This is a genomic window from Agriterribacter sp. (assembly GCF_035497235.1).
In the GTDB taxonomy this organism is placed as follows: Bacteria; Bacteroidota; Bacteroidia; order Chitinophagales; family Chitinophagaceae; genus Agriterribacter.
In genome coordinates this window covers 1-24,027 of the sequence record NZ_DATJEB010000036.1, presented here as the reverse complement: position 1 = coordinate 24,027, position 24,027 = coordinate 1, and the positions used below count along the sequence as shown (strand labels likewise).

Here is a 24,027-nt window from a genome sequence, read left to right as displayed (position 1 = left end):
TGCAATTGTAAGTATCAGGGAGGAGGGATACCGTGGCATTGCAAGCCGTGTAGTTAAATAAAATAATGAAAAACGATCGTCATAAAACTACTATTCCCAACATCAGGGTTGGGAATAGTTATACGTAACGAATACGTTATTTTCTGAGTCCTAGCTTTTCGATAAGTCCGCGGTAACCCTGCAGATTATGCTTACTAAGATAAGTGAGTAAACTTTTTCTTTCTCCTACTAATTGCAGCAGACCCCTGTTGCTGGAGAAATCTTTTTTGTTTTGCTGCAGGTGCTTGGAAATGTGGGCAATGCGTTCTGTTAATAGTGCTATTTGCGCTTCAATAGAACCTGTATTGGTTTCTTTTCCACCAAATTCTGCGAAAATCTTTGCTTTTTTGTCGGCGACTAATGTTGGCATCTCAATTTTTTTTTAAAACATCCAATGATATCTTCTTCTTATTTGGCCGCGAAGGTAGTAAAAGATCGTAAAAAAAGGAATTATTTATTGAATTATTTTTCAGCGTAAATGCTTTACATTCAGTCCGTATAGTATCACAAAAAAAAATCCGATAAAAGCTATGAAGGAGGATGATAGTATAGTGATGAAGTTTCCTCCGCCAAAAGCTATAAAAGGTCCGGCTATACCAATGGCCGTACCCAGCACATAGCTGTAGAACCCCGCTTTTTTTAAGCCAAACATCAGTACGCCTCCCAGAAGTGTGAAAACCGAAGCAATAATACTGAACAAGGCACTTTTTTTGAGGTTTTCCGGCTGAAGCATTTCACTGGTACCGGATAATATTTTTTCGGCAAATTTTGATCCGGTGTTCGCTTCGTCTTCTATCTTTTCCTTCGCGTCCTGCATGGCCGCCCGGGCAATGTGTGAAGTAACATTGGCTGAAAGGTAGCTGGTTATGCCGCTTATTATTCCCCATCCGCTTCCGATAAAGGTAAGAATACACAAAACAGTAAGAAATACCGGCCTTGCAGGCTTAGCCGTAACAATTGGCTGATTGGGCTGAAAAATTTCCATAGCTGAATATGTTTTAACGTTACAAGAATAATAAAAAAAAATTATACCTGAAAGCTATTTAAATATTCAGAATCGAAAATACTTTTGATAATCAGTAATTTCCCGGAAAAATTAAGTGGTTTGAGAAAATTATACAGTTTTGCATTGATTGGCTGTGGGCAAATAAGTACAAGGCATGCAGCGCAGATAAAAAAACATGGAATTATTGGGGCGGTTTGTGATATCAACAGGCAAAAAGCAGACCACGCGGCTGCGCTGTACCACTCAAAAGCATATTACGATATAGCGGATATGCTGCAATTGGAAAAAGAGATTGATGTGTCTGTAGTTTGTACCCCAAATGGATTGCATGCCGCGCATGCCATCGCATCGCTCGAACACGGCATGCATGTGCTTTGTGAAAAGCCGATGGCTATTGTGGTTAAAGATGCCCGGGATATGCTGCAGGCCGCCAGTGCAAACAAGAAAAAATTGTTTATAGTAAAACAAAACAGGTATAATCCGCCAGTAGCTGAACTAAAAAAAATAATGGACGAAAACAGGTTGGGCGATATATCCAGCTTCCAGGTTAATTGCTTCTGGAACAGGCCAAAATCGTATTACCAGAATTCCTGGAGAGGTAGTAAGGCATTGGATGGAGGAATTTTGTTTACCCAGTTCAGTCACTTTATTGATTTACTGTACTGGCTGCTGGGTGATGTAAAAAGTATAAATGCTATTGGCCGTAATTACCAGCACCGGGATTGCATTGAATTTGAAGACACGGCTGTTGTGCAACTGGAAATGCAAAGCGGGGCAATCGGCTCACTGCATTTTACTATAAACAGTTTTCAGTCTAATATGGAAGGATCCATTACCCTGTTTGGAGAAAAGGGAACGATCAAAATTGGGGGGCAATACCTTAATGTACTGGAGTATCAGCGTATTAAAGATTACCCTGTTCAGGAATTACCGCAAAGCAAAGGCGCCAATGAGTATGGATCTTATACAGGAAGTATGAGTAACCACGACAAAGTATATGAAAATCTTTTAAACAGCCTTAACGGAAAAGCGCATGATGCTGTTATGGCTGAAGACGGAATAAAAACCGTGGAAATAATTGAGCAAATTTACGCGGGCATACGCACCCATATAATATAACTATTTTTGAAAACCATTTATTTCACTGTTATTAATGAGCTGGTTTACGACCAGCGGATGATAAGAATATGCACCACGCTTGCACGTGAAAATTATGATATTGTGCTGGTTGGCCGGCAGTACAAAGGAGTTGCAAACCTTCAGCCTCACTCCTTCCGGCAGGTGCGGCTTTTTTGCTGGTTTACCAAGGGTAAATTATTATATATTGAATTTAATACCAGGTTATTGTTTTATCTCCTTTTCAAAAAAATGGATGGGATTTGCGCTATTGACCTGGATACTATTCTTCCCTGCTGGCTGGTCTCCCGCATTAAAAAAATACCCCGCGTATATGATGCGCATGAACTGTTTTGCGAGATGAAAGAGGTGCGTACCCGCCCTTCTATTTATCGCTTCTGGAAAAGAATAGAACGGTTTGCAGTACCCAGATTTACTTCGGGATATACGGTTAATTTGCCGATAGCTAAGGAATTTAAAAGAATGTATGGTGTAGACTATTCCATCATCAGGAATATTGCGGCTTTAAATAACCTGCAGCAACAGCCGGCAAAAACGGAAATCTTTCTTTTATACCAGGGAGCGGTTAATGAAGGCAGAAGTTTTGAAACACTTATCCCTGCCATGCAATATATTAATGTGCCCCTGGTGATCTGCGGCGATGGAAATTTTATGCGGCAGGTAAAAACACTGGTTAAAAAATACGCAGTGGAAGATAAAGTTATTTTTAGAGGAAGAATTGCTCCTGATGAATTAAAAAAAATTACAGCATTAGCCACCATTGGCATTACATTATTTGACAGGGAAGGTTTGAGCAATTATTACTCCCTTGCCAATCGTTTTTTTGATTACCTACATGCAGGCGTACCTCAGCTTTGTGCAGATTACCCGGTATACAGGGAAATTAATGATCAATTTGAGATTGGCCTCCTGGTAGCCGACCTGTCTGCAGAGAATATTGCCAGGCATATTAATATTTTATTAGCCGATACCGCACTATATAAAAAACTCCGGCAAAACTGTTTAGCCGCAAAGCAAGTATACAACTGGCAAAATGAAGAAAAAAAGCTGGTAGAATTTTACAGGAACCTATTACTATAAGATTGGAAAAACATATACATATCGTTTGTTTGGATGTGCCTTACCCGCCTGACTATGGCGGCGTGTTTGACCTGTATTACAAGTTGAAATACCTATATGAAAACGGCGTGAGTATTCATTTACATTGCTATGAATATGGAAGGGGTGAGCAAAATGCTTTGCTGGAATATTGTACAACGGTTCGGTATTATAAACGTTCCAAAGACTGGCGGGGTCTGGCGGCAGGAATACCTTATATTGTTAGCTCAAGAGCCGACCCGGAATTATTACAACATCTTTCTGCAAACAATTACCCTGTATTGCTGGAAGGCATACACAGCACTTACCTGTTGCATAAAAACAAACTGGCAGGAAGAAAAGTTATGGTAAGGCTGCACAATGTTGAATACGCATACTACCGCCAGTTATTGCACCATACCAGATCGCTGTTTCATAAAATATATTATACAGTAGAAAGTGTTTTGCTGAAGCAATATGAAAGAAAGATTGCTATAAAAGCCGGTCTTATTATTGCAGTAACAGAAAAGGATGCCGCGACTTATTTGCATGAATTTGGTGTAACGAATATCCGTCATCTTCCTGTTTTTACCGCATGGAATACCGCAACATGCCGGGAAGGGAAAGGCGCTTATTGCCTGTACCAGGGTAATTTATCGGTAAGTGAAAATGAACAGGCCGCATTATGGCTTATTAAAAATGTATTTTCAACTCTGAAGATTCCCCTTATAATTGCAGGAAAAAATCCTTCTCGTACATTAAAAAAAGAAGTACAGCTTTATACGCATATCAGTATAACCGAAAACCCTTCACAAGCAGAAATGCAGCAACTCATTGAAGATGCGCAAATCAACCTGTTACCTTCTTTTACCACTACCGGCATTAAATTAAAATTGTTGCATGCTGTTTTTTGCGGGAGGCATTGTATAGCAAACAAAGCTATGGTAGCCGGAACCGGTATGGAAAGTGGCTGTGTAATTGCGGAAAATGATAAGGACTTTAAAGCCGCTATACAAACACTATACCAGCAGCCATTTACAAAGGAAGGAATAGCCTTCCGGCAAATGTTGCTTGAGCAGCATTTTAATAACCGGTGCAACGCAGCGCAGTTGGTGGAATGGATATGGGGCCGGATATCTGCAGATTGATTATCATTTTTTTATTGTTTCAGAAAAGTGGCCGCTGCATTTACTTTCTGGGTCACCTCCAGTTCATCGTTCCCCTGTTTGATAATTGTTGACCTGTTTACGGCTGATTTTATGACGAGCGTATCGCCGTTTATAGTAAACCTGGCCCCTGCCGGATCAGAAGGGCCCGGCGGTTGTTGGCCGTTAGTATCAGGAATGTCAAAAATGGAACCGTTGGGGAAATAGAGAGAATCGCTGCCTGCCTGTTGGTAATTGCTGCTGGCACTGCTGGGTGGCATCTCGAAATCAAGTTGTTCATAAAGAGGCTGATCAACCGGGTTCCCTCCCAAATAAGTAACCATCTTAACTTCCGCTGTTAGTGTATAACCCAAATCGGTTGTTTTCATTTTATCGGTGGTAACGGTAAGAACGCCCCTGTTGTTTTGCGTAGTGGCAGTATATGTGGCTACCATCCTTCCAGGAACACCATAATTATCAAAGGTAGAGCCTGATTCTACCGCTACTTTAAGCTCTATAAACTTCCAGGTACCCAGTAATGCAGCCGGGTTATTGTTGCCGGGTGAAGAATTTTCAAACGATAATTCTTTTTGGCACGACAGAAGGGAAAACGCCAATAAGAGTAGTAGTATGCAGGGGCTACGCCACATAGAATTTAGCTTATTAAGATACAAATATATATCAGAATTATATCTTTTTTGGGGTTGCTTTATCGCCATATAAAAGCAAAGCCTGCAAGACAACTTTGGGCTATCTTACAGGCTTCCTATACCAGAAAAAAGATTAATCTTTTAAATTCAGGTATTTTTTAACCTGGTTATAGTCGTTCCAGTCAACGGCTGGTCCTGCTTTGCGGGCGGCTGTACCTCCGGGAATGAGGATATAACGGTATTGCTGATATTTTACACCTTGGAATGTAATTGTTCCCGCATCAATATTTGAATACAATTCTACCGTATTCAGGTAATATACAGGTTCTATACTCACTCCATCGTATATGCTAAAATAGGGCAGTGGCGAAATAAACGGTTCGTCTGCTGTATTGGTATTCACGTATAATTTAATTTCGCCGGAGGTTAAAATTTCATTATCTAATTTAGGTATATCAATAGAGGCAAAATAGCCAATTGTGTCAATTACGCTTCCTATATGTACTGTATCCGCACTAAAACCTACATCCAGCCAGTCTGAATAAATTACATTGGCTGTTCCCTCATTGCCTTTAGGACCCTGTGCTCCTGCCGGTCCTGCTGCTCCGGCAGGCCCGGTTGCACCGGCGGGACCTTCTTTTGAGCAGGATGCCAATAATACATTTACTGCCACAAACGCGATAGCAGTTATTTTAAGCGTCAATTTTTTCATACCGAATAAATTTTAATTAGTTAGATCATTAAAAATAATGAATTAATAATTAGTCCTGCATGCTACGGCAGCATTTATCTTTTGCGATACACAGGCATTACATAATTGCCTCTCTCTTTTTTATACCATAAGCTTAATAGCTCCATGTAATCCATGTTTTGGCATTATCCGCGCTAACCATATCGTAAGTAGAGGCGCTGGTTTGAATAAAATAATATCCCTGCGGAATTAATAATTGCCCCAGGCTTTCCGCCGCGGGTCCGGTAGGCGGATACGGCCCATAAGTACCCAATATAGGAAACACGGCTCTGCCATCTGGAGTAAATTCCGGGGTACTAATAGCGCCACCGTAATGTGGTTCAAGCCCTGTGCCAGCCGCGTTAATAAACAGCGGCGCGTACAAATCAACACCCGCTTCGTATTCAGGCGCATATATCAGGGAATAAAACTTACTCAGGGTACCTATTCCAAAAGCGTCATCAACGCCATTTACATGAAAGCCTGCAAAAGATTCCCAGTATGCTCCGTCATTTACAGCAGTTTGCCACCATCTTTGCGGGGCGTTTACATCAATTACCAGCGGCCTGGCAGCGCCTTTAATGGTTGCCGGCGTATTGCCTGCGGTCAGGTTAAGCGTGCCGGTACCGCCTGACCATAAAAAATCTGAAAGTCCGGTTATACTTGTACTCCCCAACACAAAAGGATTTTGGAAACGAACCCCTTCTAATGTATAATAAAATGCAGTGGTAAATGTTTGTACCTCTCCATTGGCATCTGACCATGTAAAAATTATTATCCTGGTAGAAGGATTCACGTTAATATCGTATGTATCTCCCCCTATAGTAAAGCGTTTAAAATACTGCAGTATGGGAGACAGGTTTTCACTCAGCACGCTTACATCAAATGCCCCGCCTGTATAGGCCTGTGCTTCCTCCTGGGTGGCTTTCACTAAAACGGCTTTGCTGCCGTTTACTCTTCCTGTGAGCTTAATCGTATCTGCAGTAGTGGAATCATTAAAATAAAATTCAAAATCCGACAGTAAGCCCTGCCCGTCAGTTCCACCGTTTACGCTTCCATCCGGATCGGCAAGTATATGCAGGTAGGAGTAGGTGTCGAACAAAAGACTGGGCTGTTGCAGCGCTTTTAAACGATAGCTGCTTTCTTTAACCGTTGTGGCGGACGCGGTATTAATATCTGCAATCATCTGCACCCTGTTGGCATCATTAAATTTGAAGTAAAATGCGTATGCGCCACCACCTTTTGGATACAGCACGGCATTCCATCCGTACGGCGCCCCGGCTAATGTTGCCTGGTAGCCTGCCAGCGCTTCATTCAGCCGTTCATCGGGTGATTTGTTAAAAATGTGGTTATTATCTTTTTTACATCCCGCAACAGCGGCAATAACAAAAAGACTAAAAAGTATTTTTTTCATATCACTGATCATATAAAAAATTTCTAATAAAGCATAGAAACTACAGCGGCGCGAACGCTTGTTTGCAGTTCATAAAAGTTAATGCCCCATACCTGTTTATAATAATTAACTATAATGGCTTCTTTTGACCGCAACCGGGCAATAGCCTGCGCTTTTGTAGTGCCGCGGTCTGTTACGCCATCGGGAATAGAAGCTATCAGGTTTTCAAAACCTGCTTTGCCATTCACCAGCATGTGAGAAATCATTTCAACAAAGTCATCATCGCTGTTATTCATAGCATATGCTGTTATAAAGCCATCGCTGAGCGCCTGGGTATCCGTATAATCCGTCCAGTTGGTAGTTAGCAGGCTTGGATTAAGATTTTTAAAATCCTGCGGATATAATACCGCCTGGTGAAGAATATGGCCGAACTCATGATGGATGGTCAAAAACATTTGTTTAATCCACATACTATCGGCGGGATTATAATCAGCCATACCTTTGGTTTTAGTATAGTTAACGGCCAGCAAAATAATTTTTCTCCCTCCCTCCGCTACGCCAAGCTTTATCGTACCATTATCGCCAAAAGCAGGGCTGCCAATCATATAAAAATATTTAGGAGCATTCTTTTTAAAGAAATCTTCTCCCGCTTCCGCTATATAAGGGTTGATCCAAACTTGCCGTACCGCGCTGAGTATGGGTATAATATATTCTTCTTTTGGCGGCACAAGAATAGAGGTAATATCAGCGGCGTCTTCAAACTGGTTCCATTTGTATTTTACGCTAATATTGTATGGCGTGGTGAGCGTATCATTGATCCAGTTATCAATAGGCCCGGGTACCCAGGTATCACCACCCAGCCCATTAATATTTTCAGCATCTGCAGGATTGATACCATCTTTACTGCAGGATGCAAGCGCTAAACAAATAAAACAAAACGCGGAAACAACTGTACGTTTTTTCATAACAAAATTTTTAACCATTATCTGTTTAAATCGGTTATTCCGGAAAGTTTTACTCCGTCAGGAAGTTTTAGCTGCCGCCGTTTATCTGTAGCGTCAATAGTAACTGATCCTGTTACCACATCGCCACTGCCTGAAAAATGATGGGTTACCGGAATATCATACCTCAGTATATCAAACCAGCGCATTCCCTCATGTATAAATTCAGCGCGTTTTAATTCCAGGATATATTTTACCAGCGCGTCCTGTATACTCAATGTATTATTATAGTGCGCTCTTATTTTTGATTGGGTAATTCTACGGTTTGAAGGTAAACTACCCGGGGTAACGCCTATTATACGGGTACTCATATAGGTATTAAGATCGCTAATGGCAAGTTCATAATTACCAAGGTATGTATTGGCTTCGGCCTTGTTGAAGAGTACTTCCTCTACCGTAAAAAGACAAGTAGTGCCATAAGCGAGCCCATAATCTGCAGTGGGATTAGCCAGCGCAAAATCGGTATAGTTAAGCTTGGGAATCCCGGGATTTTTTTGTGACCCTACATAAATGCCCATGTCAAGCGCCCAGTTGCCGCCTGTTACCGCTATAGAAGTATTCAATATTTCATCCTTGATAGCCGGTGTTAACGCATAGCGGTATCTTACATAATTAAGACCATAACTATAAGTGCTTACACAGGTCATTAATAATAAGTTGGCAGCTTCAGAAGTTTTCTGATATTCGGCGGGTAAATTATTAATACCAATGGTAAGATAGCTTGTATTCCATGCGCGAAGGCCGGGTAAAAAATCAGGAACGGCCGCACCGGCGTACTGAACCGCTTTTTCGTAATCTTTTTTATACAAATAAAACCGGCAGGCAAATGCATTGGCAGCGCTAATATTGAAGTGATAACGGGGTACGGTATACGCCGCATCGCTAATCAAAGGTATCCCTTCCAGCAAATCCTTTTCTATCATTTCATATACATAGGAAACTGTTTTACGCTCATATTGTTTAGATACTACGTTTTCGGGTTCCGTTACGTAAGGTATACCCGGATCGGTAGCTGATGAAGACGCGTTATAAGGTTTTGCGTACAGGGTTACCAGCATAAAATGCGCGTAAGCTCTTGCAACCAGCGCTTCACCTTTTTGATTTTGATAACCGGAGGGATTAGCCGCATTGCTGCATGCTTCCAATGCCTGGTTAGCAGCCGCTATCGCTTCATAGCATGCGTTCCAGTAAAAATCGGGGGAATCCTGGTCGGGACTGGCCTGGTTATCGAAATAATAGGGATCCCTGTTGGTTGGATCAAGCTCACCGGTTCCTTTATCTCCCGCATTGTCAGACATTGCTTCGTTAAATGCCATATAACTTGCCGCGGGATAAGCGGAAGCCAATAGCTGCGACACTTTTTTCTGATCCGTTAATTTTGCCCTGTTATCCGGCTCTTTTTCAAGATATTTTTTACACCCGCCAGTTAAAACAGCGGTACATAAAAAGATATATACAGGTAATTTTTTCATACTATTTTTTATTACAGTCCTGCTTTTAATGAAAGGGTAATCTGTCTTTGTATAGGTTGCGCTACGCCGCCGGCATTAAAAAATTCCGGATCCTGTCCCTGCAATTTTTTATCCGCATATATCAACCAGGGATTGATAGCAGCAATGGTTAACGCGGTTGATTTCAAAAAGCCGGTTTTAAGGGTAATGGATTCCGGCAACCGGTACGTAAGGGAGATCGTTTTTAACCGTATAAAATCTCCTTTAGCCACCCTTTCAGTAGAATAGTTATAATTGTTGTACGGATATGCCGAAGAGGCATTGTTAGTTAGCATAGCCTGGTAAAAATCCATTATTGAAGGAATATTGGTAACCTGCTGGTCACCGGGCATCTCCCACCTGTCATAAAATTCCTTCGGACTTGCATCCCATTCCGTATACCTGTTTTTGAAGGCAGGGTATAATCTTATTTTATTGCCGGCCTGGTAGGTAATAAATATATTGAGTGAAAATGCCTTATAGGTAAAAGTATTATTGAATCCCCCTGTAAACATAGGATCAACGGATCCTTCAAATACCAGGTTTTGCACACTATCAGATTGCATGTAAACCGCCGGGGATTTTTCTCCCTTTTCGTTTAAAAATTCCGGTATGCCTGTATCCGGGTTCAATCCTGAATATTTTATAGAAAAGAGTCCGTTTACAGGATACCCTTTAAGATTACCACCTTCCGCTTTTACAAGATCAAAAATACGGGGCAGGTTTTCCGCATTGGTAATCCTGTTAACATTATACCCAAATGTGATGTTGCTTTTCCAATCCCAGTTTTTGCCACCGGTTACGCTTCCTCCCAACAATACTTCCACTCCATGTGCCGTCATGTCTGCATAGTTTGCAGCCTTTAACGATTCACCGCCAATACCGGAAGTACGGATCTGGCTGATGAGATCAAAGCTCTTCCGCTGGTACAGGTCTATACTTGCCGTAAGCCTGTTATTGAACAACCTGGCATCCAGCCCAATGTTTGCGGTATAATTCTTTTCCCAGGTAAGCTGTGTATTGGCCAGGTTAGCTATGTAAATGATGGTTTCTACATCCGATAAATAAGGGCGGTGTATGTTGATGTTGCGCAGAATGATATTGGAATTGGAAGCAGGTCCTAAGCTGGCTGTGAGTCCATAGCTGGCACGGAGCTTCAGCGTGTTAATAAATGAAAGATTTTGAAGAAAGTTTTCCCGGTCTATATTCCAGGCGCCGCCAAAACTCCATGTAGGCAGCCAGCGTGCAGTAATAGATGATCCTAATCTATTGGAGCCATCATAGCGTACCGTTCCGTAAAAGTTATACTTATTATTATACGTATACTGCGCATTAAAATAAAACGCGGCAAAACGATCAAAGTCCTTACTCATGCCATAATACGGAAAGTTCTGCTCAATCATTTGTTTAAGAATGCGGAAGTCGGGCGTTGCTACGCCCCCGCTTTCATACTGGTAACCATAGCCGGTAGAGCTCGCATTTTGCCTGTCGGTATACTTTATTTGCTGGCCAATCAAAAGATTAACATCATGCTTTTCGCTAAATGTATTTACATACGTTACACTGTTTCGTACATCAAAATTGAGCAACTGGTCTTCAGTGCGGTTATAAAAGCCGCCGTAGGGTAAAACAACAATTTTTTCAGCGCTGGGGTTTTCCGGATCCTGGTAAAGAAACTTGTTATTCTGCCGCATTTCAGCATTATCCGCAGCCCTGTAAGCGTTTGCCATATTGGAATTTTCAGTTACTTCCTGTTCTCTTGTTGAACGCACATAACGCAATGCACCTATAAATTCATAACGAAGCTGCTTTGTAAATTTATATCCTGCTTCACCCTGTAATTTCAGGTCTATTACATTGATCCTGATTTTATTATTTTCAAGTTCGGTAAGGATATTAAAAGGCGCAAAGTTTCTCGTAAAATATTCCCGTTCCCCGTTTTCATCGTAAGCGGTTAACACCCTGCTGCTGTTTAAAGCATAGCTGAAAGGGTTGATGTCAAAATCGCGCTCAAAACCGCCACTTACCACGTTTGCCCTGCGCTCAACTGTTCCGGGTACTTCCTGCTGCCTGTAAGATCCTGTTGTTAAAAAACCAACGGTAAACTTATCAGAAAGATTATAGTTATTACGGAAGTTCAGCGTATAGCGTTTTACGTTATCGGCAACGGTCCATCCGTTATCGTTATAAAAGCTGGTAGAAAAAAAGGATTGCATTTTATCTGTTCCGGAAGCAATGCTTAAAGAATGCTCCTGTATAAAGGATTGCCTGAAAAGAATATCGAACCAGTCGGTATTGGATTTGGCATAACGCAGCAGGTAATCCCTTTTGGCTTCGGGGGTATTGGGTATTTCAAAACCTCCGCCAGGTGATGGCGTATTTACCAAATCAAAATATTTCCCATACACGCCATAATCGCCGTCACTAAGAATATTGGTAGTAAGCCATCCTTTACGATCCAGTTCCGACAATACAGACATCTGGTCAACAGAATTCATAATATTGAATTGGTTATAACCTGGCTTGAACTGTGTGCTGAAATTGCCGGTATAATTGATGATATGCCTGCCTGCACGGCCTTTTTTAGTAGTAATTACCACAACGCCGTTCATGGCTCTTGCTCCATACAGTGCCGTTGCTGCGGCATCTTTAAGGATGTCAAAACTTTCAATATCGTTTACATTAATACCTGCAACCGATGATCCCAGTAGCGTGGTTGGATCTCCGCTTGACAACTGGTCGTTTGAAATATTCACAATATCCTCCAGCACTACCCCATCTACCACCCATAAAGGTTTGTTTTCTCCATTGATTGATGTTGCGCCCCGGATCCTTATTTTAGGCGCAGCGCCAAATGTTCCCGACACATTTTGTACAGATACGCCGGCGGCACGGCCTTCAAGCATACGGCTTACATCGGCAACACCGTCAATTTTTACATCAGCAGCTTTGAATGAAGCAGCGGCGCCAGAAAATTTCTTTTTATCGAGATTCTGAAAACCTGTAATAACTACTTCTGACAATGCACCTTCACCCTTAGTTAATACAATATCTAAGAAGCTTTCTCTCCTGTAAATAACAATTTTAGGCGCTCTGCCTATATAAGTAAACTGAATTTGATCTCCCACTTCAGCATATAGTGAAAATTCACCGGCCGCATTGGTTATCGTACCCATCTTGCTTCTTAGGTTTTCAACAGATACGCCACTTAAAGGCGTATTATCATCCAAATCGGTTACTTTTCCGTTTATCCTTATAGAATCCTGCATAGCAGCCTGAAAAAGCAATTTGCCATTATTGGAGTATCCGGCCTGTGAGGCAGTATAAAAGAAGCAGAGTACAATAAACGGGAAGCAGCGTGCTTTTGAAAATTGCCCGAAGTACCCTGTAATACCAGGGTACTTTTTATGAAAAATCATATCAGTTAGTTTATGCATTATTTAATGAGGACAATTATTTGAAGTAAAACGTTGATTGAAAACGCTTTATTTTAAAAAAAAATTTAAATAAAGTTACGTGCAAGATAAATAAATCTATCCTATCGGTTTTAAGGGATATTACTATATACGTAAATGCCCTGGCAAAAGGCAGCGCCTCCTTGCGGTTAGCAGCCACAAAATACCAGATTGCCGGAAGAAATTTTATATGAAAACGAAGTATATTATCTTCGCGGCGCTTTACAGCCTTGTTTCGGTTGTTGGGAAATGTCTTTTAATGATTAAAAAAATAAATACATAAATATGAAAAAGTATAGAGCCGGAGTGCTTTTTGGCGAAGAACTGGAAGCGTTATATAAAGATGCCAAAGAAAATCAATTTGCTTTGCCAGCCATTAATTGTATTGGAACCAACACCATTAATGCTACCCTTGAAACCGCAGCAAAGGTTAACTCGCCTGTTATTGTACAGTTTTCCAACGGCGGCGCACAATTTATTGCCGGAAAAGGAATGCCGAACGATAAACTGCAGGCCAATATATCCGGAGGTGTTTCAGGCGCGCTGCATATTCATAATGTAGCTAAGTATTACGGTGTACCTGTGGTATTGCATACCGACCATGCCGCCAAAAAGTGGCTGCCCTGGGTAAGTGGCTTATTAGATGCGGGAGAGCAGTATTTTAAAGAAAAAGGACAACCGCTTTTTAGCTCGCATATGCTCGACCTGAGCGAAGAGCCTATTGAGGAAAACATTCAAACTTCTGTCGCATTTTTTAAGCGCATGCAGCCACTGGGCATGAGTATTGAAATTGAACTGGGTGTTACCGGCGGTGAAGAAGACGGGGTAGATAACAGCAATGTGGATAATGATAAATTATATACACAGCCGCAGCATGTAGCTTATGCCTATACCGAATTAGGCAAAGTGGGCAACCTGTTTACCGTAGCAGCCGCTTTTGGTAATGTGCATGGCGTATACAAGCCCGGAAACGTAGAACTACGCCCGGAAATTTTAAACAACAGCCAGGTATATATTCAAAAAGAATTAAGAACCGCGGCCAAACCCGTTTACTTTGTATTTCATGGCGGCAGCGGCTCGCCCCAGCACCAGATCCGTGAGGCCATTGGTTATGGCGCTATTAAAATGAACCTTGATACCGACCTGCAATGGGCATTCTGGGAAGGCGTTCTGGACAATTATAAAAAAAGTGAAGCTTACCTGCAGGGACAGTTAGGCAACCCGGAAGGCGCAGACAAGCCCAATAAAAAATATTATGACCCCCGCGTATGGCTGCGCAAAGGCGAAGAAACTTTTATTAAAAGATTAGAAGTAGCATTCAATGATCTGAACTGCATTAACAGGAACGCGTAATTTTTTTTGCTTCCCGGCTATTGCCGGTTAAAATAACAGGGTTGACATCCACTTAAAGGATTGTCAACCTTTTTAATTTTACGGAAATCCTGCCATGCCTCATGTATACTGGCATATCTTCTGTACCGGCCCTTTTGAGGCGTTCTCAATTAACATTATTCCATTTTCTGTAACCTTTTTCATTTTACATGATCTAATCAGCGTAAGTAAGTTTTTCAATTAAAACATAATAAACATGAAAGCTAATACATTAGTGAAGCCGCTTTTTGCAACTGCAGTGGTATGTGCCGCTACTTTCTTTACGTCCGTTTTTTCGCAGAATAATCCCAAACTTTCGGATGCGGAAGTGGCTTCCGTTGCTGTTGTAGCCAACCAGATTGACATTAATTACGCAGCCATTGCGAAAGAAAAATCAAAAAATGAAGACATCATACAATTTGCCAATATGATGGCCGATAACCACAAAGCGGTGATTGATCAGGCGGCGGCACTGGTTAAAAAATTAAGCGTTACGCCCAAAGACAACGCCGTTAGTCAGCAGTTACTGGCAGATGCCAAAAAAACAGAAAAAACATTGCGTTCAAAAAAAGGCAATGCATTTAATAAGGCATATATAGATAATGAAGTAACTTATCATAAAGCCGTAATTGGCGCAGTAGAGGGGCTGTTAATACCTGAAACAGAAAACGCAGAATTAAAAGCATTATTACAGAATGTTGTTCCTTCATTAAAAGCGCATCTTCAGCATGCTGAAATGGTGCAGAAAAAATTTAAATAGTAAAAAAGTTTCTATACCCTGGTGATTGAAGTAACATTCACCAATGTTAGCGCTAAAGCATGGAGGCTGATAACCAATTTATAAATGGTTGCCAGCCTTTATTGTATTATGCCCACCCCTTCCATCGCTGGTGAAAAGACACAATAACAGCGTTGGCATTGCCGCCAGTCCGGCAAAAGCAGACTACACCGGTACAGTTTTTTTTGTTTCCTATCTTTACAAAAAAACTGAATCTTCCTGCGCTATATAAAAAGGTACAATTCTTTTCTGCGAAACTATACTGGAGAGAAATACTGGCGGCGTTAATGGTACTGCTAGCATTTGTTTTCTTTAGGAGTGAAAGGAAGGAACTGCTGGAAATTATCCCCCGTATTAAAGATGCTGATGTTAGCTGGCTGATTGCCGGCACGGGACTTACCATTCTTTATATACTTCTCCAAAGCGGCATGTATATAAGCAGCTTTGCCGCTATAGGGTCGCCGTTAAAACTGATTGACGCCACCGAACTTTTTTTGAAAAGGAATTTTTTAAGTATTTTTTTACCGGCCGGGGGCGTAAGCGCTTTGGCCTATATGCCATCGCAATTTAAAAAAAGAGGATTTAATAAAACACAAGTACACCAGGCTAGCGGGTTGTATGCTTTTGCGGGATTATTCACCGTTTTCCTTGTTGGCTTTCCGGTAATCATCCTGTTTGCCTTATCGGCCAACCGGCACTTATGGAATGTGTGGATTAGCCTGCTGTTTGTTATTCTTATACTGGCAGGCATTACCCTTATTGCAAAATTGCTTAAAGCAAAAGGAAGGCTATACGGGTTTATTAAAAATAAATTCCCTCGTATAGCCCCTGTAATTGACGAACTTTTTGCAGCTAACATCAATAGCAGGAAATATGGCGGCGCTATTTTATTTTCAACCGGTGTGGAGTTTAGCGGAATATTTCACATTTTTATTGCCATGCTGGCATTGGGGCTGCCCGCCTCGCTTCCCATTGCCGCCACAGCATATATTGTTTCTGTATTATTAATGATAAGCTCCCCATTTTTAAGAGGGCTTGGCGCGGTAGAAATATCATTGGTTTATATTTTAGAAATGTACGGCTACTCAACCATTCAGGCTTTATCTGTAACGGTTTTATACCGGGTCTTCGAGTTCTGGCTTCCTATGATTTTTGGAATGCTGGCATTTGCATGGAGAGGAAGACAATTATTTGTCAGGATTGTTCCCGCCTTATTTATTTTCACGCTGGGGTTAATCAATATTATATCTGTGGTAACGCCACCGTTGCGCCCGCGCCTCAAATTGATAAGGGCCTTTATTCCGCTGGAAGCGATTAACGCCTCAAACGTGCTGGTGTTGTTTATAGGACTGACCATGCTGATTACCGCGGCATTTATGTTTAAAGGGCTAAAGAACGCCTGGCGTTTGGCACTGCTGCTTTCTGCTTTATCGCTCATTGGCAACCTCACAAAAGCGCTGGATTATGAGGAAGCTATTTTTGCCGCAGTAATTATTATTTTATTATTAATCAGCCGCAGCCAATACCCGGTGCGGAGCAGCCTTAAATGGATCCGCTTTGGGCTGTTATCGGTTGCCGGTATTTTTTTGGCGGTACTAATTTTTGGGTTTGTAAGTTTTTACTTCATAGATGTTAAACATTTTGGTATAGATTTTACCTGGCGGCAATCACTGGTTTATACGATCAAAAGTTTCCTATTCACCAACGATAATCCACTCCACCCCCTCACTCCTTTCGGCCATCAGTTTATACAAATAATTCATTTATTAGGCTTTGCAGCCTGGGGATTTCTTTTGTTTACGCTTATTAAACCATTTTTAAAAACAGAACCCATCAATGAAGCAAGCAGGCAAAGGGCAAAATACCTGTTGGCGGCGTATGGAAATTCTTCCATGGATTATTTTAAAATAGCTGCAGATAAACTTTTTTTCTTTTCTAACCTGCACGATGCTTTCGTATCTTATCGTGTTGCCAACGGTTTTGCCATAGCACTGGAAATGCCTGTGTGTGAAGAGGAAAATACACTGGATGTGTTAGCAGAATTTTATAAACAGTGCGGCCATATAGGATTAAAAACCGCATTTTACCGGGTAGATGAAAGCGGTATTTTGTGGTTTGACCAGCTTGGAAAACAAAAAATGATTATAGGCCAGGAAGCCATATTAAATACGGAAAACTTTACATTAGAGGGAAAGGATAAAAAATCATTAAGAAATGCTTTGAACAGCCTGCAAAAAAAAGGGTTTACCACCACGGTTCATAAAGCGCCACAGGAGATTAGCCTGGTGCTTGCACTCGAAAAAGTATCAGAGGAATGGTTATCCTTTTTTGGCAAAGATGAACAGGTTTTTTCGCAAGGTATGTTTAATGCAAACGAAATAACACAGCAGGATGTAATTACGGTTACCGATGCGGAGGGCAACATCGCGGCGTTTCTGAATATTGTACCCGATTACGCGCCCGCCGAATGTACATACGACCTTATTAGAAAAACCGCTGAAGCGCCGGGGGGATGCATGGATGCGCTTATTATTAAACTCATAGCGTATGCAAAAGAAAATAAATTTCAGTTTATAAACATGGGGCTTGTGCCTATGACGGGCATTGCTGATCCCAAAAATCCGGCCGAGCAACTTTTTAAATATGCCGGGGAGAGATTAAAACGCTTTAAACATTATCATGGATTACGCGATTTTAAGCAGAAGTATGCCAGCACATGGAAAGATAAATTTCTGGTATTTGAAACGGATTACGACCTGCTGCAATTACCTGCAGCCTTAAATAAAGTGATGAAACCCGGATCGTACTATGAAGCATAAAACACTCCTGCTGCTTGTTTTTTTATGGACATTCTTATTGCCGCCAACCCTGTTTGCACAAAACCTGCCGGTACAGGAGTGGGCTGCAGCCTCCCGCGATAAGCCTTTCATTTTCTATATATCAGGCGATGGAGGCTTAAATACATATTCCACAGATTTGTGTGCTGCCCTGAATAAAGAAGGATATGAAATTGCTGCATTAAATGCAAGAACCTATTTCTGGGATAAAAAAACACCTGGAAAAACAGCAATGGATGTGAATAATTATTTGAGCAAAAAAACAGCGGGCAGAAAAAATAAGCAGGTTGTATTTATCGGCTATTCTTTTGGCGCCGATGTACTGCCCTTTATTATTAGCAGGCTTTCAAAAAGCATTCATGACAATCTACGGGTTTCTTTTATGATGGCTTCTTCCGGAAGCACCGATTTTGAAATCCACTGGTCTGATATTTTGGGAGAAAACAAAAGAAGAAGTATGGATGTTGTATCTGAAATAAATAAACTTGTTGAAGATAACCTTGTTATTGTTACCGCCAGCGATGAGCATACGCCTGACTTAAAAGAAATTTCTTTAAAAAAATACACACATGAAATACTTCCCGGCGGTCATCATTTTGATGGAGATACGGAGGAAGTTGCCAGGGTGCTGCTCAAGCATATTAACTGGGAATAGTTTGTACAATAAAATGCCGGGGGAGATAGGCTATATGGTAATGCCCTTTCCTTTCATTTAAACCTGAATGCACTCATCATTTTATCGAAAATGGTATTGTTTTCATATATACCACCAAAAGCTTCGGCGCCCGGTCCGTAGGCAAAAACAGGTATCATTACAGCGGTATGTCCTTTGGTAGTAAATTTCGCATCCACTTTACCAGCCTTTATATCGCCTCCGGTTAAAGAAAGTCCGCCGGTTTCATGATCTCCCGTAACAATAACCAGTGTGTTGCCATCTTTAGCTGCAAAATCAAGCACGGCGCCAATGGCTTTATCAAAATCAATCATTTCAGTAGTAATGTAGTCTATATCGTTGGCATGACCGCCCCAGTCAATCTGCGAACCTTCCACCATTAAAAAAAATCCATTCTTATTTTGTTGCAATAGTTTTAATGCCGTGTGCGTTGACTGGAGCAACTGGTCACCCCTGCCCTCCGATACTTTCGGCGGTTCACCATCGGCTATAAAGCCGGCTAATTTGCCGGAGTTCACTTTTACAATATCTGTTAATGTATCCAGCACCTGGTACCGGCGCGCTTTAAGACTATCTATAAGATTACGTCCATCTTTACGCTGGTTAAAATATTTTCTTCCCCCGCCGATGAAAACATCAATATCTGTTTTCAGAAAGTCCGCCGCTATTTCTTCCTGCATACCGCGCGAAGGCTGATGGGCTATAAAAGAAGCCGGCGTAGCGTGGGTAACCGCACAACTCACCACCATACCCGTTGCCAGTTTGTTCCGTTCGGCTATCTGCAGAATAGTAGGCTGTGCCAGCTTTGTGGCATCTACACCAATAGCGCCATTGTATGTTTTTTTACCTATAGAAAAAGCGGTAGCGCCGGCACCTGAATCTGTAACGTACCCCTCTGAAGGCTGGCTTTTGTGAAAACCGCTAAAAGGGAATTTTTCCAAGTTAAGCGTTCCTTTATTGGCAGTTAATCCGGCAAAAATCTGTGCCGTTCCCATCCCATCCCCTATCATTAGGATAATATTCTTAGCTTTCTTTTTGCTGCTGTTTTGCTGGCTGAAAACAACTGAACTCATTAGTAAAAGCGAAAGGACACAAATGCAGTTTTTAATCATGAACTTTATATTATTTGCTATAAATACATTTTCCAACTCAAAACTCCGGATTATAAACGACAATATGCACCAGTTCACAAATAGTTAATATGGCATGAACAGACCGGGTAACCTTTAATGGTTTACCCGGCCGTTTCAATAGCGAATAGTTTTATTGGAAATCCCATTTCTGTCTTACCAACTTATCACTTACTACTTACTACTTACCACTCCCACTACATCCCCTTCACTTCCCAGCCTTTGCGGTAGCGGCGGCGCAAATATTTTTCAGCACCGGGGTGGTTGGGAAATTTCAGGTTCACCGCATCCCATTCCAGCAATTGGCCGGGTACTCTTATAGCTACAGTACCAAGAATAATAGCCTCGGTCATTGGCCCCGACTGTGCAAAATGCGATTCGGTTTTGGATCCGCCCAGGCAGGCGTCAACAAAATGGTGATAGTGATTACGTTCTTCTAATTGGGGAAGCGTATGCGCTTTAAATTTATCTTCCGGCAGCAATACCGGCATTCCGCCATGCGGTATCAGCAGGGCGCCTTCTGTTCCTATGAGCATGGCACTCTCTGCAGGATATTCTTTACCGGCATACAGGGATCGTATTTCCTGAGGCGGATAAAATAAGCCATCGAACCATTCTAACGGCAATACTTTACCCTCCGTATAATCATTTCCCGGGAACATCCAGGTAATATGGTCGCCCTGCGGCCAGGTATCCGCTCTTCTTTCAGGTGAATCCTTCCACGATGCCTGCACTTCCGCAACAACAGATATAGGGGCCTTTAACCCAAGCCCTTTCCACACCGCATCGAAAATATGGCAGCCAATATCGCCCGACCAGCCGGTTCCAAAATCCTGCCATGCCCTCCATTTGGTAGGATGGTATATTTCAGGCGCATAAGAACGCTCAGGTGCTGTGCCGATCCACAGGTCCCAGTTAAGATGTGCAGGTGGCTCCTGTTTTTGCACCGGGCGCGGGCCAACCAGCCGGTAAGTATCAATGGCTCCGGGGCGGTTAGAGCACAGGTATGCATGTTTGATTTTGCCAATGGCTCCTTCTTTGATCCATTGCACTGCCGTACGGTCACCCTTACCCGAAGCAATCTGTGTTCCCAGTTGGGTAACAACACCCGCCTTAACTGCTGTTTGCGTAAGCATTCGCACTTCCGCAACGTCATGGCACATAGGCTTCTGGCAGTATACATGCTTGCCGTTTCGTAAAGCCTGCATGGCTATGGCAAAATGATTATGATCCGGAACGGTTACATTTACCGAATCTATTTTCTTTCCTTCTTTTTTAAAAAGTTCCCGCCAGTCGCTGTATAAACGGGCGCCGGGAATAAGCTCCGCTGCTTTTTTAAGGTTATTAGCGTCTACATCGCACAACGCAACGATTTGCGCATTGGGATGGCTTTTGAATTGCTGCAGGTCGTGAAAACCCATACCGCCCACGCCAATACAGGCATGATTGAGCTTTCCATTGCGGGAAGCAGCCTGCGCCGCTTCACCAAAGATCAGGGGGCCTGCAAGCGTAGCGGTTGCTGCGGTGGCAACAAATTGCCTGCGGGATATTAAACGGTTTTTTTCTTTCATAATATGGTGCAATTGTTTATTTGTGTATACCTGCTTTCGGGCGGAAAATTGAAAAATAGCCAAATATTCGCTTTTGCCAAGATATTTTTTTAACCGGTAATAAAAGGAAATTAAATCATTTTAAAATTCCTGACCGATCTGGAGGATCCAATATGTTTGATTGTGGGGAGGGATTTGGCGGAGTTATTTTTCAACGCCAATAAAAATATCTACTTCCGTATTGCTCCAATCCTTACTTCTTTCGTCGTACAGTTCAAAATCGAACCGGTATGCCCTGGAAATATCAGATTGCCATATTGCGCTCCAAGCGTTGGCCACACAATCCGGCATCTTTCCTTTGGTGATGATTTTTTGATACTGTGCTGCAGGGATAATTAAACTGTCCATCCCGGGAGGGATCGGCGTATTGGTGTTTACTTTGCAACCTATGAAATAAGAATAGGGCTTAGTATGATCGCCTTCATATTGGTGATACACGGCGAGTATATCATGGCTTAATTTACCGGGAACCTTATCAGCATAGTTTCCATTTGTAAAATCCTGCCACAGCTTTCCGCAATCAATGGCAGACTGTCCGTTTGCATTAAATGTTTTTGTTTTTAAAGCCAGGCCTATCAATCGTATTTCTTCCAGTTCAAATTTATTCATAAATAGTGATGTGTTTTATTCTGGCAAAATTTTTAAATCCCGATCATGTCTTAATTTTTCTCCCAGCTTAACCAATTTCCAAAAGCCAATGGCGTCTTTGGGATAAGGTATGACCACAGGACCGGTTTCCGGTAATGGTTTAGGGTGGGCTGTATATGAGTGGTGCAGTGCAGCTGAGATATAATCCGATAAGTCAACCGGCGCGAAACTGAGTTTAAATTCCGGCCGTACTTCTTCACTATTAATAAAACAAACTTCGCCTTCCTTTTCTTTTTCGGGTACAAAGGATAAGCCAAGGTCTGTGGCTATTTTTTGAATAACTCCCGGATCAATGGTGGATACTGCCTTCCTGGCAAAATCAATATATGCACCGGTGTTCATCGAAGAACCGGGGTGAAATTCTAAAAAGGATCGGGGCACAGAGAAGCCACTGTTGTATTCCCCGTCAATATTGATATCTGATGTTGCCATAGTATTCTTTCGGTTGTTTGGATTGTTACACCTTTTGCTGTTTCAAATTAGGAAGAAACCCGGTAAGCAAACCAATCAGCGGTAAAAAGGAACATACTTTATATACATATTCAATACTGGTGATATCAGCCAGCTTGCCCAGCAGCGCCGACCCGATGCCTCCCATACCAAAAGCAAATCCAAAAAACAGGCCCGACACCATACCCACTTTGCCCGGTAATAACTCCTGTGCATACACGAGGATAGCGGAAAAAGCGGAAGCCAGTATTACGCCAATAATGAATATCAGTATGCCTGTCCAGAAAAGATTAGCATAAGGTAGTACTAATGAAAAAGGCGCTACGCCCAGTATGGAGCCCCATATCACGTATTTGCGGCCGATCCTGTCGCCTATAGGTCCCCCGGCCAATGTGCCCGCGGCAACCGCAACCAAAAATACAAACAGGTAGAGCTGCGATTGCTGAATACCCACACCAAATTTATCTATTACATAAAAAGTAAAATAAGAACTGATGCCGGCCATATAAAAATACTTGGAAAAGATCAGCAGCAAAAGAATAACAATAGAGCCGTGGACTTTAGCTTTTGACAGGTGATGAGGGATCGTTGCACCGCTTGTTTTTTTGCTGATGTGCAGGTAACTGGCACTATACCACAAGCCAACCCTCCACAAAACAAAAATGGCCAGGAGGGCAATAATAGAAAACCACGAAATGCTATGCCTGCCATAGGGAAGAATGATGAAAGCCGCGAGCAATGGGCCAATAGCGGAGCCGGCATTGCCGCCCACCTGGAAAATAGATTGCGCCAGCCCGCGCCGTGGGCCGGCAGCCATATAGGCTACCTTGGATGCTTCCGGATGAAATACGGATGAGCCGATGCCAATGAGTCCAACGGATAGCAATACCCCATGAAAGCTGCCCACGTTTGCCAGTAATACCAGCCCTGTGAGGGTAAAAGTCATGCCCGTGGCCAATGAAAAGGGCTGCGGCTTTTTATCAGTATATAATCCAACCAGCGGCTGCAGCAATGATGCTGCCAACTGAAAAGTAAGCGTTATCAGCCCAATTTGTACAAAGCTTAAAGAAAAAGTATCCCTGAGCTGCGGATATATGGCCGGGATAATAGATTGTATAGTATCGTTTAACAGGTGCGAAAAACTAATGGCGAAAAGTATGGGAAAAACAGTTTGCTGTACTCCCCGGTCCATGCTGATAACCATTCCCTTTGCTTCATTACGCTTCATATTAACTAACTCCTTTGAGGATGCAAAATTAGTTCTTCCGGATTTACTTAGTTGCAAATAGCAGAAATATAGCGATTCTGCGAGTAAATTATTTCAACCAGCTTTGATAGTCTTGAAAACTCTGGGCAAGGCTTCGTTCATCAGCACTTATGTTAATAATACGGCTGTTATTTGTTCCC

20 protein-coding genes are annotated in these 24,027 nt (G+C 42.2%); 7 read left to right on the top strand and 13 right to left on the bottom strand.

Annotation, left to right across the window (positions count from 1 at the left end; genetic code table 11):
- Positions 1 to 136: 136 nt before the first annotated feature.
- On the bottom strand, positions 137 to 409 hold the full coding sequence (gene rpsO, locus VL121_RS11635; protein WP_325405415.1) for a 30S ribosomal protein S15: 273 nt from the start codon (positions 407 to 409) through the stop codon (positions 137 to 139).
- A gap of 99 nt (positions 410 to 508) precedes the next feature.
- Positions 509 to 1,024 carry a hypothetical protein gene (locus VL121_RS11630; protein WP_325405413.1) on the bottom strand — a complete coding sequence of 172 codons (516 nt, stop codon included), beginning with the start codon at positions 1,022 to 1,024 and terminating at the stop codon, positions 509 to 511.
- 120 nt (positions 1,025 to 1,144) lie between these two features.
- On the opposite strand from VL121_RS11630, the gene VL121_RS11625 reads away from it, so the two are divergent.
- Genes VL121_RS11625 through VL121_RS11615 form a run of 3 tightly spaced genes read left to right on the top strand, consistent with a single transcriptional unit; the run spans position 1,145 to position 4,407 of the window.
- Positions 1,145 to 2,164 carry a Gfo/Idh/MocA family protein gene (locus tag VL121_RS11625; protein WP_325405411.1) on the top strand — a complete coding sequence of 340 codons (1,020 nt, stop codon included), beginning with the start codon at positions 1,145 to 1,147 and terminating at the stop codon, positions 2,162 to 2,164.
- A gap of 6 nt (positions 2,165 to 2,170) precedes the next feature.
- Positions 2,171 to 3,262 carry a glycosyltransferase gene (locus VL121_RS11620; protein ID WP_325405409.1) on the top strand — a complete coding sequence of 364 codons (1,092 nt, stop codon included), beginning with the start codon at positions 2,171 to 2,173 and terminating at the stop codon, positions 3,260 to 3,262.
- A 2-nt stretch (positions 3,263 to 3,264) separates the two neighbouring features.
- On the top strand, positions 3,265 to 4,407 hold the full coding sequence (locus tag VL121_RS11615; RefSeq protein WP_325405407.1) for a glycosyltransferase: 1,143 nt from the start codon (positions 3,265 to 3,267) through the stop codon (positions 4,405 to 4,407).
- Positions 4,408 to 4,418: 11 nt separating this feature from the next.
- Here the strand turns inward: VL121_RS11615 and VL121_RS11610 are convergent, their stop codons facing one another.
- The 6 genes from VL121_RS11610 to VL121_RS11585 form a co-directional block, all read right to left on the bottom strand.
- The gene (locus tag VL121_RS11610; protein WP_325405405.1) at positions 4,419 to 5,021 is read right to left on the bottom strand and encodes a hypothetical protein; all 603 of its coding nucleotides are present in this window, start codon (positions 5,019 to 5,021) and stop codon (positions 4,419 to 4,421) included.
- A 166-nt stretch (positions 5,022 to 5,187) separates the two neighbouring features.
- Complete coding sequence (locus tag VL121_RS11605; protein WP_325405403.1) at positions 5,188 to 5,766, bottom strand: hypothetical protein; 579 nt, start codon at positions 5,764 to 5,766, stop codon at positions 5,188 to 5,190.
- A 133-nt stretch (positions 5,767 to 5,899) separates the two neighbouring features.
- Positions 5,900 to 7,198 carry a DUF4302 domain-containing protein gene (locus tag VL121_RS11600; protein ID WP_325405401.1) on the bottom strand — a complete coding sequence of 433 codons (1,299 nt, stop codon included), beginning with the start codon at positions 7,196 to 7,198 and terminating at the stop codon, positions 5,900 to 5,902.
- Between the two features lie 23 nt (positions 7,199 to 7,221).
- The gene (locus tag VL121_RS11595) at positions 7,222 to 8,142 is read right to left on the bottom strand and encodes a substrate import-associated zinc metallohydrolase lipoprotein (protein WP_325405399.1); all 921 of its coding nucleotides are present in this window, start codon (positions 8,140 to 8,142) and stop codon (positions 7,222 to 7,224) included.
- A gap of 17 nt (positions 8,143 to 8,159) precedes the next feature.
- On the bottom strand, positions 8,160 to 9,650 hold the full coding sequence (locus VL121_RS11590; RefSeq protein ID WP_325405397.1) for a RagB/SusD family nutrient uptake outer membrane protein: 1,491 nt from the start codon (positions 9,648 to 9,650) through the stop codon (positions 8,160 to 8,162).
- Positions 9,651 to 9,661: 11 nt separating this feature from the next.
- Positions 9,662 to 13,087 (bottom strand): SusC/RagA family TonB-linked outer membrane protein, encoded by a 3,426-nt coding sequence (locus tag VL121_RS11585; protein ID WP_325405395.1) that lies wholly within the window; start codon positions 13,085 to 13,087, stop codon positions 9,662 to 9,664.
- Between the two features lie 321 nt (positions 13,088 to 13,408).
- On the opposite strand from VL121_RS11585, the gene fbaA reads away from it, so the two are divergent.
- The 4 genes from fbaA to VL121_RS11565 all read left to right on the top strand — a co-directional run bounded on the left by fbaA (position 13,409) and on the right by VL121_RS11565 (position 18,764).
- Entirely contained in the window at positions 13,409 to 14,476 is a 1,068-nt protein-coding gene (fbaA, locus tag VL121_RS11580) for a class II fructose-bisphosphate aldolase (RefSeq protein ID WP_325405393.1), read from the top strand.
- Positions 14,477 to 14,711: 235 nt separating this feature from the next.
- Entirely contained in the window at positions 14,712 to 15,254 is a 543-nt protein-coding gene (locus VL121_RS11575; RefSeq protein WP_325405391.1) for a DUF4142 domain-containing protein, read from the top strand.
- A gap of 305 nt (positions 15,255 to 15,559) precedes the next feature.
- Entirely contained in the window at positions 15,560 to 18,091 is a 2,532-nt protein-coding gene (locus VL121_RS11570) for a phosphatidylglycerol lysyltransferase domain-containing protein (protein ID WP_325405389.1), read from the top strand.
- Positions 18,081 to 18,764: an AcvB/VirJ family lysyl-phosphatidylglycerol hydrolase gene (locus tag VL121_RS11565; RefSeq protein WP_325405387.1), complete on the top strand. Its 684-nt coding sequence runs from the start codon at positions 18,081 to 18,083 to the stop codon at positions 18,762 to 18,764. Before VL121_RS11570 ends, VL121_RS11565 begins: the two co-directional genes overlap by 11 nt.
- Before the next feature lie 53 nt (positions 18,765 to 18,817).
- On the opposite strand, the gene VL121_RS11560 is transcribed toward VL121_RS11565, so the two are convergent.
- From VL121_RS11560 to VL121_RS11540, 5 genes are all read right to left on the bottom strand, one after another.
- On the bottom strand, positions 18,818 to 19,855 hold the full coding sequence (locus VL121_RS11560; RefSeq protein WP_325405385.1) for an alkaline phosphatase: 1,038 nt from the start codon (positions 19,853 to 19,855) through the stop codon (positions 18,818 to 18,820).
- A 254-nt stretch (positions 19,856 to 20,109) separates the two neighbouring features.
- Positions 20,110 to 21,483 carry a Gfo/Idh/MocA family protein gene (locus VL121_RS11555; protein ID WP_325405383.1) on the bottom strand — a complete coding sequence of 458 codons (1,374 nt, stop codon included), beginning with the start codon at positions 21,481 to 21,483 and terminating at the stop codon, positions 20,110 to 20,112.
- Between the two features lie 183 nt (positions 21,484 to 21,666).
- The gene (locus tag VL121_RS11550) at positions 21,667 to 22,131 is read right to left on the bottom strand and encodes a GyrI-like domain-containing protein (RefSeq protein ID WP_325405381.1); all 465 of its coding nucleotides are present in this window, start codon (positions 22,129 to 22,131) and stop codon (positions 21,667 to 21,669) included.
- A 15-nt stretch (positions 22,132 to 22,146) separates the two neighbouring features.
- A complete protein-coding gene (locus VL121_RS11545) occupies positions 22,147 to 22,602 on the bottom strand; it encodes a hypothetical protein (protein WP_325405379.1) in 456 nt (151 codons plus the stop codon).
- 25 nt (positions 22,603 to 22,627) lie between these two features.
- On the bottom strand, positions 22,628 to 23,848 hold the full coding sequence (locus VL121_RS11540) for an MFS transporter (protein ID WP_325405377.1): 1,221 nt from the start codon (positions 23,846 to 23,848) through the stop codon (positions 22,628 to 22,630).
- Positions 23,849 to 24,027: the final 179 nt, after the last annotated feature.

Bases quoted from the DNA above. Each gene is read 5' to 3' on its own strand.
- rpsO (WP_325405415.1), bottom strand. From the start codon at position 409: ATGCCAACATTAGTCGCCGACAAAAAAGCAAAGATTTTCGCAGAATTT.
- VL121_RS11630 (WP_325405413.1), bottom strand. From the start codon at position 1,024: ATGGAAATTTTTCAGCCCAATCAGCCAATTGTTACGGCTAAGCCTGCA.
- VL121_RS11605 (WP_325405403.1), bottom strand. From the start codon at position 5,766: ATGAAAAAATTGACGCTTAAAATAACTGCTATCGCGTTTGTGGCAGTA.
- VL121_RS11600 (WP_325405401.1), bottom strand. From the start codon at position 7,198: ATGAAAAAAATACTTTTTAGTCTTTTTGTTATTGCCGCTGTTGCGGGA.
- VL121_RS11595 (WP_325405399.1), bottom strand. From the start codon at position 8,142: ATGAAAAAACGTACAGTTGTTTCCGCGTTTTGTTTTATTTGTTTAGCG.
- VL121_RS11590 (WP_325405397.1), bottom strand. From the start codon at position 9,650: ATGAAAAAATTACCTGTATATATCTTTTTATGTACCGCTGTTTTAACT.
- VL121_RS11585 (WP_325405395.1), bottom strand. From the start codon at position 13,087: ATGATTTTTCATAAAAAGTACCCTGGTATTACAGGGTACTTCGGGCAA.
- fbaA (WP_325405393.1), top strand. From the start codon at position 13,409: ATGAAAAAGTATAGAGCCGGAGTGCTTTTTGGCGAAGAACTGGAAGCG.
- VL121_RS11575 (WP_325405391.1), top strand. From the start codon at position 14,712: ATGAAAGCTAATACATTAGTGAAGCCGCTTTTTGCAACTGCAGTGGTA.
- VL121_RS11570 (WP_325405389.1), top strand. From the start codon at position 15,560: ATGGTACTGCTAGCATTTGTTTTCTTTAGGAGTGAAAGGAAGGAACTG.
- VL121_RS11565 (WP_325405387.1), top strand. From the start codon at position 18,081: ATGAAGCATAAAACACTCCTGCTGCTTGTTTTTTTATGGACATTCTTA.
- VL121_RS11560 (WP_325405385.1), bottom strand. From the start codon at position 19,855: ATGAGTTCAGTTGTTTTCAGCCAGCAAAACAGCAGCAAAAAGAAAGCT.
- VL121_RS11555 (WP_325405383.1), bottom strand. From the start codon at position 21,483: ATGAAAGAAAAAAACCGTTTAATATCCCGCAGGCAATTTGTTGCCACC.
- VL121_RS11550 (WP_325405381.1), bottom strand. From the start codon at position 22,131: ATGAATAAATTTGAACTGGAAGAAATACGATTGATAGGCCTGGCTTTA.
- VL121_RS11545 (WP_325405379.1), bottom strand. From the start codon at position 22,602: ATGGCAACATCAGATATCAATATTGACGGGGAATACAACAGTGGCTTC.
- VL121_RS11540 (WP_325405377.1), bottom strand. From the start codon at position 23,848: ATGAAGCGTAATGAAGCAAAGGGAATGGTTATCAGCATGGACCGGGGA.